Here is a 12,407-nt window from a genome sequence, read left to right as displayed (position 1 = left end):
GCCGACCTTCCAGAATGCGGCCGTCCGGGCTAAAACGGCTGCCATGGCAGCGGCAAATCCCAGGTCTGTTCGCTATGGTTCCAGTTTACAATGCATTTCATATGTGGACAAACTGCGGACCCGACATGAAGCTGATGACTTGCATCACGCGATACAGCAAATTTTTCACGCTCAATTTCAACTACTTTCCTTCCCCTGGATGAATTTCTTTTGGGGAAGGGGGATAGCGTCAGCTGCCTGGTAATGTTGGGCCGACCAGCGATAAACCTGTTCCGCCTGAGGATAACAGTCGAGCAGGAACTTTTCCAGTTCCCTGTAATGTTTGCCAGTATTTATTTCTTGTCCGGTTTTATGATGTGAACCGGGGGTTAAAAGGATTTCCGGTGCATTGTGATGTATCGCATGGGTCGAAAGCACATGCCGGGTATCAAAATCCCAGACATGCCCTTTAGGCCAGTGCGATTCTACTGATTTAAACCCCGTCACATAACTGCTCATTGCATATTGAGATTCCCTTCATTCCACATGCTCCTGATTCAATATTCAGTAAAGTGAATATTTCACAGTCCTTATTTCACTATAGCATTATCGGTAGAAAAATGAGTTAATAGGGCATTCCCTAAGGGCCAATTTAATCGCAAAGGAGACTTCTGTGTTAGTTAAATTCAGTAGCGATGCCTATGAAAACATTGTCATGTTCGAAAAGGTCGCCAGACAACTATTAACCATGATGGGCCATTCTGGTGAAATTCCCGGTGCACTCACTGATGATCTGATCCCTGATGCCTTAGCCCGTTTGCAGCTGGCTCTGGAAAAAAACCGGCAAACGCCCTCCAGAGAAGGTTGTGAAAATGAGGACGAAGAAAAGCCAGTAAGCCTTTCAAATCGTGCCTTCCCGCTAGTGAATATGCTCAAATCAGCAATACGCGACAAATCTGACGTCCTCTGGGATTACCAATAAATTAACAGTAGGTTGGGCTGTAAAGCCCAACAAATAAACTTTCTTTTGGTAAGCATGCTGGGCTTTACAGCCCAGTCTACAAATATCTCTTCCTAATCCAAAATCGTCTACTATTAAAAAGGGATAACCACGAAGAGAACTACAATGAAACTCATTCCCATGTGTCTTTGTTTATCCTTAAACTGTCTATCATTACTCGCTTATGCGTCTGATGAGGAATTTGATATGGATATCTGTATTCAGGAAACCGTACGCGATTGCCAGGATTCAGTATGTATGCGCGGAAGCCCTGCTGATTGTATTGAGCAATGTAAGAAAGATGCTGAAGAAAAATGTGCGGAATTATCAAAACAATCGCTCTAATTCGAGAGTAATAAAAAAGCCCCTGTAAAGGGGCTTTATCAAGTGAAGATTAATTAACCGCCAAAACAACAGGATGCTTTTTCTTCATCGCCGAATTCGATTGCTTCCTCGACGCGATGCTGTTTGCCAAACATTCTGGAATGATGGGCTTCTTGTCTGGAGCCATGAGAATGGCTAGTTTCTGCAGCACCTTTATCAGCATTTACGCCAAGGCCTCTGACTGCCGCTTGCGGACCACCATTTTGATTCTCGGGTACGAATTTGAAGTCATTTGCTTCGTATTGAGAATAGTCGAATTCCTGGCTCTTTTCATTTTTGGGACCACAGAACAGGTTTTTCAATCCGCGGCCTGCTGCTGCCAGGGCATCGATCAGGAAGATAGGTCCATTGATTACCAATGTAGAGGCAACTTTGGCGGCGATTGCCAAAATAGGAAGCGCGCCAACGGCAAGAATATTTAGTAAGCGGGCTGTTTCAACGGCTGCTGCCAGTCCAAGGAAAAATGGGCTTGCCACGATAAGGAAAGGCCGATAAATCAAAAAGGACAGGGTGCTGCTAAACCATCCACCTGTGAAAGGTCCAAAGATGTTCCGAATCAAAGCCTGTCCTGTTCTTTTGAGATGACCAAAAAGGATTGGATGCTGAGAAACATTTTGTTTAGCTTCCTCAATCGCCTCTTGTTTAATTTGCACTTCTAAATAAACCCTTGCATCTTGCAATTGTTCTTCGCTTGGCGTCTTTTCAGGAGTCAGCATACTTCTTTCTCTTGCGACAGCCTCTACTAAACGATCAAAGATCTGCTCGTCTGTACCATTACCTAGGTCGATGCCTTGTATTAAAAGCCTCATCCTGTGGTTTACAATGACATTTGCTTTGGCCAGGGCGATTTGTTCTGGATCATTTTTAGCGCGATGGATCGCGTCATTTAAGTCTTCTAGTATGGCTTTATCGTATTCATCGCCGGTAAAAAGATTGAAAATAAAACGTTCAATCATTGAATAACTTTCGACCATCAAATAGGTAAAACCTAATGCTACCAAGGCTGCGATGCCTGTGACGATGATAAAAACAGAAATTGTCTCATTGAGTAGTTTCGCAATAAATCGAAGCGGCTGTGGATATCGTTCATCAGCAAACAGGAAATAATGTGTCGCGGACATAAGGAATTTAATCCACTCCACGATGTTATCCATAACATTACCGCCATCAAATAATTTACCTAATGTCCTCGTTCCTTTATTGGCTGCATCTAACTGTTGAAAGGCCATTTTGGGATCAAGCCCATAATCGCTCTTGAGTAACTCATTGAATTCATTATCCATTCTGTCAGGATGTAAAAACAGGGCGAATCGCTGATAGACTTTTTTATTAATGCTCTCTTTGCTTTCTTCGACCGTGTTCACAGCTTCTTCGTAGGCTTGGCTAATGGTTTTAGCGAACATATGATCAACAGCCTCTTGCAGCCTCTTGATCCGCTCATTTTCAGCTTGTTGATACGCTTCTTCGTTGGCAATTTTTAGATTTTTGGTATAAGCCGTTGCATTCACGCGATGCAAACGTTTTAACTCATTCTTCATATGGGCGATTGCTTGCTCAACAATTTTTGCAATAGACATTACTACTCCTGCTCTGTTAGACCGACCAATTATAAAGTGCGAATATTAAGGCATTATTAAGAAAATATGTAACAGTTTTTACACAAATGCTACAATTGATCATTTCTTAATGTGAGAACATTTATGCCTTCTTTTGATATCGTCTCAGAAATCAATCTGGTTGAGCTGCGGCACGCTGTTGATAACGCCATCCGCGAAATGGGAACACGCTTTGATTTTCGCGGCGTTGAGTCCAGTGTGGAGTTAAAAGAGTTAACAGTTACGCTTAAATCGGAATCAGATTTCCAGGTTAGACAGCTGGAAGATTTATTCCGCAACCATTGCACCAAACGCGGCATCAGTTTGATCGGCGTAGAGATGGAAGATAAACCAGTTCATAGCGGAAAAACCTTCTCCCTGAACATGAAATTCAAGCAGGGGATTGATCAACCTGACGCTAAGAAGATTGTCGGAATAATTAAAGATGCCAAGCTAAAAGTACAAACCTCTATCCAGGGTGATAAACTACGGGTCACCGGCAAAAAGCGCGACGATTTGCAGGAGGTGATTGCTTTACTCAAAAAGGAAAAAATGCCTTTGGAATTGCAATTTGAAAATTTCCGCGATTGAAGACCGAAAGCTGCGTTTTAAAATTAATCATCGCGAATTAACAATTGTTGGTCTATTATAAAACATATAGGTAATGACTTATCCTGGCTGAACCAAAATCAAGTTTAGGATAGGAGATTGCAGTTGAGATGTGGTGTGCTACCTGGGGCAGCAGGAGGCCTAAAGCATTTCATAGATCGCCACAATATAACATAAATTGCGGCTCAGAGACTCAGGAGAGCCATTGCCTGTATCCTAGAATCAAGCTTTTCTGCTGTAAAGATAGAAGCTCATTGAATAGGGGTTCTTTTCATCCTTCTCATGCTCCCCAATTAGTTCACAGGACCATTCTTCAGGATTAATCGCTGGAAAAAATACATCGGCAGCGAAACGATGATGAATTCGGGTCAAATAAATGCGCTCAGCCTGCGGCAGGATCTGCTGATATAGACTGGCACCGCCAATGATCATCACTTCTTCAGCCGCTTGGGCAATGCTTAGCGCATCTTCAAGAGAATGGGCAATGTCGATGTCCTGGACAGGCGTCATGCTGCGGCTAATGACGATATTCTGCCGCCCTGGCAGCGCCTTTCCGATAGAGGTGAAGGTTTTGCGGCCCATAATAATAGGCTTACCCAATGTCGTCTGTTTAAAAAATTTAAGATCGGCCGGTAAATGACAAAGCAATTGATTATCCTTGCCGAGGCCATTATTTTCGTCGACTGCTGCTATTAAACTAATTTTGCTCATGTAATTATCCTCTCCCCTGTCAGCGGACCTTGGTTAATCCAGAACGAAACTCTGTCCAGACACTGCGCTGGATTGCTTCACTGCGTTCGCAAAGACGGCCTCCCGTCATTGCGAGCCTTGGCGAAGCAATCCAGAGCGGAGCTCTGCCTTGGCATTGATCTGGATTGCTTCACTGCGTTCGCAAAGACGAGCTCCCGTCATTGCGAGCCTTGGCGAAGCAATCCAGATCGGAGCTCTGCCCTGGCATTGATCTGGATTGCTTCACTTTGTTCGCAAAGACGACCCCCCGTCATTGCGAGCCTTGGCGAATCAATCCAGATCGGAGCTCTGCCCTGGCATTGATCTGGATTGCTTCACTGCGTTCGCAAAGACGAGCTCCCGTCATTGCGAGCCTTGGCGAAGCAATCCAGAGCGGAGCTCTGCCTTGGCATTGATCTGGATTGCTTCACTTTGTTCGCAAAGACGAACCTCCCGTCATTGCGAGCCTTGGCGAAGCAATCCAGATCGGAGCTCTGCCCTGGCATTGATCTGGATTGCTTCACTTTGTTCGCAAAGACTGCTGATTCCGTTGCTTAACCATCGACCAGGCTGTTTTAACCGCGGCCTGCAGGCTCCCCGTTTCCGCCTTTCCTGTTCCAGCTAATTCCAGCGCTGTTCCATGATCTACTGAGGTTCGTATAATCGGCAGACCCAGGCTGATATTCACCGCATTGCCAAATCCGGCATATTTAAGTACTGGCAGGCCCTGATCATGATACATGGCCACAAAAGCATCGGCTTTGTGCTGGGGCGTGAACATCGTATCTGCAGGAAAAGGGCCCTGAACATTAATCCCTTCTGCCTGTAAATGCTGCAACGCCGGGCTAATCACCTCGATTTCCTCCCGGCCCAGATAGCCGCCTTCTCCGGCATGGGGATTTAGTCCTGCCACCAGGATAGTAGGCTCACCAATACCAAAATCAATTTGCAGAGACTGATGCAGTTGCCGAATGACGGACTTGATTGCCTGCTCATTGATGGCATCAGGAACTGCTCGAAGCGGCAGATGCGTGGTGACCAGAGCAACCCTTAAGGCATGGCATGTCAGCATCATCACCACTGTATTGGTATTACAGCGCTCAGCCAGAAATTCGGTATGGCCTGTGAATGGGATCCCTGCCTGATTAATCACCGCCTTGTGAACGGGCGCCGTTACCAGGGCGCTGAAATGGCCTGCGAGGCAGGCATCAATCGCCTGCGCGAGCATGTTGATAACCATCGTGGCATTGCGCGGGTTAAGCTGGCCGGGGGTTACTTTCTCTACGCAGGGACTATGTAAAACCTGCAGACATCCTTTACGGAACTGAAAGGGACTGCCCTGATGAAACTCGTTTAACTCAAGCGAAAGATTTAACTGTCGGGCACGTTCTGCTAACACATTCATATCGCCGGCAATGACCACCGGATACTCATAATCTGCCAGGGTCAGGCAAATATCAGGGCCAATGCCGGCAGGCTCGCCGCTGCTAAGCAGGAGCGGCTTCATGCCAATTCCTTGTCCATAATTTTGATGTAGGCGTCCGTACGTAAATGCTGCTGCCAGTTTTGTACGGCTTCAGTAAATTTCTTCTGCTGCAGGAATTGACGTACCTGCTGTCTCTGATAGGAGGCCGAATCGTCTACTTTTTTACGCTCAAGTACTTCAATCAAATGCCAGCCAAATACTGATTTAACCGGTTTACTCACTTTATGGAGCGGCAGCCCATCCATTGCTTTTTCAAATTCGGGAACCAATTCACCTGGCGTTACCCAGCCGAGATCGCCCCCTTTAACGGCGCTGGCTGCATCCAGCGAGTATTGTTTAGCCAGCAGTGCAAAGTCTTTACCGGACTTAATTTGCTGATAAAGATTATTCGCCTGACGGCTTGCTTCAGCAGGAGTCAGACTGGAGTCCGACTTGAGCAGAATATGGCGGACATGGGTTTTCACCACCTGATGCTGGCTGTTATCTCCGCCAATAGCAGTCAGCTTAATCAGCTGATACCCATTACCAGTGCGAATTGGACCTGCAATTTGCCCCGTCTTCATTTTGACCACTTCACTGACAAAGACATCGGGTAATTCTGCAAGATGCCGCTCGCCCAAATCGCCGCCTTCCAGGGCAAATTCACCGCTGGACTCAGCGATGGCAATTTGGCTGAAATCAGCGCCCTGATGAAGCTTTTTCAAAAGATCATTGGCTTTTTTCTGGGCGCTTTTTAATTGTTCTGTGGTAGGCTCTTCGGGCAAGGGGATAACTATATTTTGCAGATGAAAGGTCATCTGGCTTTTATCCTTATCCTGCTGGTAAGAAGTTTTTAAATAATCTTCTACTTGCTGATTGGTGATAGTGATATCGCGCCCGATTGCTTTTTGCTGCAGCCTGCCCAGCAAAATCTCTTTGCGGATATTCTCACGGTAATTATTCCAGCTGATGCCCTGATGCTCAATCGCCTCACGCAAGTCGCTTAGTGAAATGTGATTGGTTTCCGCAATTTTATTAATCGCTTCATTCAACTCGGAATTATCAATGGTGATATCGTTCTGCTTAGCCAGCTGAAGCTGTAAGTCGACATCAATCAGATGCTGTAAAACCTGTTTACGCAAGACCTTGTCCGAGGGAACCTGCATATTCTTGGCTTCATACTGTTTCTTTAAAATTGAAACCTGCTGATTTAATTCACTGGAAGTAATCACGCCATCATTAACAACGGCGACCACCCTGTCTAGCTGCTCTGCGAAAAGCGATGGCGCATAAAAGGATATCAGCAGACCCAATACTGCAAAACGTTTAAACATGCCTGGTTTCCTCATTTTATTTTTCCTGGGATTTTGAGTTATTTTTAAACAAAATTCAAGTCGTTACTTCGATTAGTTTCGATGAAAACTGTCACGATAACCCGGAATATAAGTATGAATAATGGTCGCAGGATCACTATTCCCCACTGAACCCAAACCTTTCAGCAAGAGTTGCAGATAAATATTGTCATTATATTGCGGGCGTGCTTCCTGGCTTAAGCTCTTGAATGCGCGGCCGCCGACCAGGCGGACGGCCCAGCAGCAATTATCATATTGAATACCCATAAATGTCATCATATCGTAGCGTTTGCTGATATTGTAACTGAATGCTCCTAATGTACTCCATGCGTCACTAATTGGCCAGGCAAAGGAGGCGGAGGCCTGGTGGAGTGCATTCTTCTGCACAGGATAATCGGATAACTCCACCACATCGCCGTTCACCATGTAGGTATATCCCAGCGTAACAATCTTATTGACCTCCGGCTGGTAATGGAAATTGATATGGCCATTGTTCGTAGAGCGGATAGCGGGATCCCATACGTAATCGCCAGTAACTATCCAGGAAGGGTTCAACCGGTACATCGCGCGCGATGCGACAGGTGAATAATCCTCGGTGGGGGAAAGATACCCCAATGACAGGGGCGGATCCTGACAGTAACCTGTCGGGGATTGACAAAGTTGTACACGGCGATCTGAGAAATAGCGGATTTGCCCAATGGTGAAACTTGCTTTTTCAGCACCTGTTTCATCAGAAAGAAAGCGCGAAGTGACTGCATAGGAGAGCTGATTGCTGTCCCCTATTCGGTCATAACCCGAAAAACGGTTGGTTCTAAACAATTGATCGGCATTGAATATGGTAAAGGCTGATTCAAAGACAGGGACTTCAGTTTGATCATGATAAGGTACATAAAGATAAAATAATCGAGGTTCGAGTGTCTGGTTAAACGATTTTCCAAATAGCTGCGTTGAGCGATCAAAATACAAACCGCCATCAATATAATATCGGGGTATCGTATTGCTGAAATCCCTGCTGGTATTGCTGTAATAACGGTGCACATCATAATAATTCTGAACCAGCTCAACATTGGGCGTAATGTATCCCCAGGGGCGCAGCTGCGGAAAGGATAAATAGGGATTAAAATAATAACGAGGCCCTTGCGGTTGATAGGTTAAACTGTTTGGCCAGTCAAAATTATCAAACTGACCATGCAAGCTCAAATTGCCGTTAAAGGGTAAATCCTCATAAATTCCATGAGCCATCAATTGAGGGAAGCGTTGATAAATACCAGCGATTTTTGATTCATTGATGGGCTGCATGGTTTGATAGCTCTCCAGCAAACCCCGAAACAGCCAGTGATCCGTCGTATAACTCAATTCCCCTTCACGCAGCAGTTGCCGCTCAGTGAGTACCGCTAGATTACTGCTGAAGTCCTGTAAATAATAATCATCCGACACTTGCTGATAATTAATTTTCAAATTCAGGTTAGGGGCAATTCGGGTCAAATCAAAGAACTGGACCGACCAGCGATCAGTTGACAGACCGCGTAATTCCGGAAAATTCAACTGGTTATCATTTAAAAAATCAGCGTAGGCACGATCATGAGGCAAATAACGGCCATTAAAAGTCCCGTTCGAATTCTCGGTCAGATAACGGAATTGTCCCCCCATCATCAACCCCCGGCGTGTGTATAAATGGGGGATAATGGTGGCGTCATAGTTTGGGGCGATATTCCAGTAATAAGGCAGGGAAAAGTCAAAGCCGCCCACATTGGAATAACCTTTAGTTGGGATCAGAAATCCTGATTTTCTGTCTTTTGAGGTTGGAAAACTCAGGTAAGGCGTATAAAGAACCGGAACCCTTCTGATTAAAAGCTGGGCGTGGCGGGCAACACCCATTTTTTCCGAGTCGTCCAGAGTAATTTCATCCGCCTTGATTTCCCAAGCTCTGTCCTGTGGCGCACAGGTGCTGTAAGTTGCCTTATTAAGATAATAATCTTTATTGGCAAAGCGCTCGATTAGATTAGCTCGCCCCCAGGCCGGTAAAACTGCTCCCTGACGGGAATTAAAGCGGTAAATAACATTCTCTGCCTTGCCTGATTTATCTTTCACATTGATGGTGACTTTCCGCGCCACCATTACCCGTCCAGGCTCCAGGTAGCGGACATTGCCTAATAATTCAATGTGGCTGACTTCATTGGTTTTGTCATCGCGATAGACATAAGCCGTTTGCGCGTTAACAATGCGCTCGTTTTGCTGGACGCTGACATCACCGGATAGGGTGGAGCGGCCTTGGCGATAAAATGAAACGTTGTTGGCCTGCAGGCGTATTTCATCTTCATCCAGCGGGGGAATACTTATTTCGGCATAACTGCCCTGACAGACTGGATGTGCTGAATCAGGTTGCCAGCCGAGGCAGCGGGCAAATAATTCCCGGTTGACATTATTATCTTCCATATCAGGGCGAATTACGCAGGCTTGTACCGGTTCAATAATTGCAGTCTCAGCATTTACGCTTCGGAAATAAAATAGACTGCCAGAAACTATAGTCGATAGAGCGCCTGCGCAAAACAGAGAAGCAATCGTTTTGCTGTTCATTGAGAGGATCTTCTGATAAAACCTGATTTTCACCGTCACCAAAATACCTTATGATCCACGAGCACAAAGTGCATTACATTTGAATGATTGCTGAGATAATTCAGCCGTCTATGAACAAGGTTTTGGAGTATAGCATGCAAGAACGGGAAAACGCACTGCACAATTGGTTAAAACCATGGGTAGGCGGACAGTATCAATTAAAAGCGTTGACCGGCGATGCCAGTTTCAGACGTTATTTCCGAATTGAGTATGGCAACTTCAAAGGTATTATTATGGATGCGCCGCCAGAAAAGGAAAAAATTGATTCGTTTCTTGTCATTGCAGAATTGTTAAAACAAAATGAGCTGCGTGTCCCAACCATATACCGAGCTGATCAGAGGCTGGGGTTCATTGTGTTGGAAGATTTTGGCGATCAATTGCTTCTACCCGCTTTGCAGGCGGAAACCGCGAGCCGCTGGTACGAAGCAGCGATCGATAGCATACTGCGTCTGCAGCAATGCCCAATCACAAAACTGCCCTTATTTGACAAGTCCTTTATGTTGCAGGAGTTGTCGCTTTTTAATGAATGGTTTATCAAGGCCTACTTGAAGCTCACGCTGGATGAGTCCGAGCAAAATCTGCTGGCTGCTACCTTTGATTGGCTGGTCAATCAGTTGGCTGAACAGCCGCAGGTGCTGATTCACCGCGATTTTCACTCACGTAATCTGATGATTTTGCCCGGAGAAAAAGAAGCGCTTGGTATTATTGATTTTCAGGATGCAATGAAAGGGCCCTGTACTTACGATCTGGTTTCCTTATTGAAAGATTGCTATATCCAGTGGCCGAAAGAGCAGGTGCTCCTATGGATGAGATTATTTTATGAACGCTCGACCCTCACCGAAGAGATGAGCTTTAAAGAGTTTCACCGCGCTTTCGATTTATGCGGTTTACAGCGCCACCTGAAGGTACTCGGTGTTTTCTCAAGGCTATATTTGCGCGATAATAAACCTGGCTATCTAAACGACTTGCCGTTAACACTTCATTACGTTCTTGATTGTCTGGAAAGTTATGAAGAGCTAAAACCATTTTACCAATTCATTCAAAAAAGGATCCATTTGCCATGAAAACTGCAATGATTTTGGCAGCTGGTAGAGGAGAGCGGCTTAAGCCCCTTACTAAAACTTGTCCAAAAGCGATGTGCCGTGTGCAGGGCATGCCTTTAATTGAATATCACGTGGCCAATCTGGCAGCTGCCGGTTTTCAGAAAATCGTGATTAACCATGCCTATCTTGGGAGCCAAATCCGACACCATTTGCAAGACGGCCGCCGTTGGGGTGTAGAGATTTGTTATTCGCCAGAGCCCCCCGGAGGCCTTGAAACAGGCGGAGGAATTATCAATGCATTGCCGCTGCTCGGCAACGCACCGTTTATTACCGTGAATGCAGATATCTATACGAATTTTAATTTTGCCAGTATCCACTTGCCAAAAGAATCACTCGCCCATCTGATCCTGGTCGACAATCCTGCTCATAATAGCCGGGGAGATTTTGGGCTGAATGGGAATCGGCAAGTAATTAACGATGAGAAAAAATTTACCTATTCTGGAATCGCCTGTTATCATCCGACGTTTTTCCAAAGCTATGAACCAGGCCGCTTTTCTGTGACCCCCCTCTGGCGGGCGGTTGCAGCGAAAGGCTTAATAAGCGGCGAGCATTTTGCGGGTGACTGGATTGATATTGGCTCAATCGAAAGATGGCATTCTGCTAATAAATCGTAGCTGGACGCTTGTAGCTGTGTAGGCAAAATAAAGGCCCTTTCCTTTACGGACGCAATAAACAATCCAGCTCTCAGTGCCTTATTCTAGCTCCGGCCTGGTTCACTTCGTTCGCAAAGACGAGAGGACTAACCCCCGGCGCCCATCCCGGAGCCTGAAGTGGGGGCTTCCTGGTCTGGCTCGCGCTGTGCCTGGGCACTTGCCGCCTGCTTGGCTTCGGCGCGTTGCTCTGGATAGCGGTGCTGCTCTACAGTAACGTTTACTCCTTTGCTGGATAAGGTCTTTTGAAAACCATGTTCCGGGTCACTAATCATTTTACTCAGCTTAACCGCATCGACATTGACTCGATTTCCGGCGGCGTCTTTCTTAATATCCCCATTGCTATCACATTCGTAAATCCTGCTCCCTTTGCTTATCATATTTCTTTCTGCCAGCCAGGCATTAAAGGTCAGATCAAGGGCAGCCAGCAATGGATCTCCGGCTGGCAGGACATTACCATTAGAAGAAAATCCACGTATTATTTTGGTTTCCTGGTTAAGGGCAAAATCAAGTTTTATTGGGCCGCTTGCCAGCTTTTTAATCGTTTCTATAGCGGATTGGGCAAAATTATGTTGAAAATTCTGGAAGTCAGAACGGACAGGCCCCTCATTTGATTGTGGCGAAGGACGATCTTGCTGCATCTCCACACTACGGCGAAAATCGGCAAGGACCTTAAGCACTTGCTGCGCTTCTTCAAGCTTTCCCAAACGCGTCATTTTGTTTATGGTTTGCTGTTCCAGGTATCTTGCACCCTCTGGACTATAGGCGACAACCTGGCAGGCTTGCTTGATTGCGGCGGAATAAGGCAAGTATTCGCCAACACTGCTGCCGCGGGTTGTTGTCTTCAATTCTCCCATGGTATTGCACTCTCACATCGATGAATTCTTAAGGGTTTGCCAGCATAATGCTGGCAAACGGATCAGGT

At 45.9% G+C, this 12,407-nt stretch carries 13 protein-coding genes; 5 read left to right on the top strand and 8 right to left on the bottom strand.

Annotated features, from left to right (window positions below; translation table 11 throughout):
• Positions 1-29: 29 nt before the first annotated feature.
• Both DYH42_RS16925 and DYH42_RS16820 read right to left on the bottom strand, forming a co-directional pair.
• On the bottom strand, positions 30-176 hold the full coding sequence (locus tag DYH42_RS16925; protein ID WP_420324117.1) for a Rieske (2Fe-2S) protein: 147 nt from the start codon (positions 174-176) through the stop codon (positions 30-32).
• 1 nt (position 177) lies between these two features.
• Positions 178-498: a hypothetical protein gene (locus tag DYH42_RS16820; protein ID WP_058522564.1), complete on the bottom strand. Its 321-nt coding sequence runs from the start codon at positions 496-498 to the stop codon at positions 178-180.
• Between the two features lie 154 nt (positions 499-652).
• Here DYH42_RS16820 and DYH42_RS14235 point away from each other — a divergent pair, with 154 nt between their 5' ends.
• A complete protein-coding gene (locus DYH42_RS14235) occupies positions 653-961 on the top strand; it encodes a DUF1840 domain-containing protein (protein ID WP_058522563.1) in 309 nt (102 codons plus the stop codon).
• A 144-nt stretch (positions 962-1,105) separates the two neighbouring features.
• Positions 1,106-1,324 (top strand): hypothetical protein, encoded by a 219-nt coding sequence (locus DYH42_RS16470; RefSeq protein WP_131793013.1) that lies wholly within the window; start codon positions 1,106-1,108, stop codon positions 1,322-1,324.
• A gap of 53 nt (positions 1,325-1,377) precedes the next feature.
• On the opposite strand, the gene DYH42_RS14230 is transcribed toward DYH42_RS16470, so the two are convergent.
• Entirely contained in the window at positions 1,378-2,940 is a 1,563-nt protein-coding gene (locus DYH42_RS14230) for a hypothetical protein (protein WP_058522562.1), read from the bottom strand.
• Between the two features lie 123 nt (positions 2,941-3,063).
• Between DYH42_RS14230 and DYH42_RS14225 the strand changes: the two genes are divergently transcribed.
• Complete coding sequence (locus DYH42_RS14225) at positions 3,064-3,549, top strand: YajQ family cyclic di-GMP-binding protein (protein WP_058522561.1); 486 nt, start codon at positions 3,064-3,066, stop codon at positions 3,547-3,549.
• A gap of 240 nt (positions 3,550-3,789) precedes the next feature.
• Here DYH42_RS14225 and DYH42_RS14220 read toward each other — a convergent pair whose 3' ends face one another.
• From DYH42_RS14220 to DYH42_RS14205, 4 genes are all read right to left on the bottom strand, one after another.
• Positions 3,790-4,278 carry a dihydrofolate reductase gene (locus DYH42_RS14220; protein WP_058522560.1) on the bottom strand — a complete coding sequence of 163 codons (489 nt, stop codon included), beginning with the start codon at positions 4,276-4,278 and terminating at the stop codon, positions 3,790-3,792.
• Positions 4,279-4,816: 538 nt separating this feature from the next.
• Positions 4,817-5,803 (bottom strand): 4-hydroxythreonine-4-phosphate dehydrogenase PdxA, encoded by a 987-nt coding sequence (gene pdxA, locus DYH42_RS14215; RefSeq protein WP_058525104.1) that lies wholly within the window; start codon positions 5,801-5,803, stop codon positions 4,817-4,819.
• Positions 5,800-7,095, bottom strand: a complete 1,296-nt coding sequence (locus tag DYH42_RS14210) for a peptidylprolyl isomerase (protein ID WP_058525190.1) — start codon at positions 7,093-7,095, stop codon at positions 5,800-5,802. The genes pdxA and DYH42_RS14210 overlap by 4 nt, the downstream gene beginning before the upstream one ends.
• Positions 7,096-7,167: 72 nt before the next feature.
• A complete protein-coding gene (locus DYH42_RS14205; protein WP_058525103.1) occupies positions 7,168-9,690 on the bottom strand; it encodes an LPS-assembly protein LptD in 2,523 nt (840 codons plus the stop codon).
• 134 nt (positions 9,691-9,824) lie between these two features.
• On the opposite strand from DYH42_RS14205, the gene DYH42_RS14200 reads away from it, so the two are divergent.
• Together DYH42_RS14200 and murU are read left to right on the top strand one after the other, a co-directional pair.
• Positions 9,825-10,793, top strand: a complete 969-nt coding sequence (locus DYH42_RS14200) for an aminoglycoside phosphotransferase family protein (RefSeq protein ID WP_058525102.1) — start codon at positions 9,825-9,827, stop codon at positions 10,791-10,793.
• Positions 10,790-11,446: an N-acetylmuramate alpha-1-phosphate uridylyltransferase MurU gene (murU, locus tag DYH42_RS14195; RefSeq protein ID WP_058525101.1), complete on the top strand. Its 657-nt coding sequence runs from the start codon at positions 10,790-10,792 to the stop codon at positions 11,444-11,446. Before DYH42_RS14200 ends, murU begins: the two co-directional genes overlap by 4 nt.
• A 125-nt stretch (positions 11,447-11,571) precedes the next feature.
• Here murU and DYH42_RS14190 read toward each other — a convergent pair whose 3' ends face one another.
• A complete protein-coding gene (locus tag DYH42_RS14190; protein ID WP_058525100.1) occupies positions 11,572-12,339 on the bottom strand; it encodes a hypothetical protein in 768 nt (255 codons plus the stop codon).
• Positions 12,340-12,407: the final 68 nt, after the last annotated feature.

This window comes from Legionella birminghamensis (genome assembly GCF_900452515.1).
In the GTDB taxonomy this organism is placed as follows: Bacteria; Pseudomonadota; Gammaproteobacteria; order Legionellales; family Legionellaceae; genus Legionella_C; species Legionella_C birminghamensis.
Note: the sequence above shows the minus strand (reverse complement) of the source record. Positions and strands in the feature narration are given on the sequence as shown.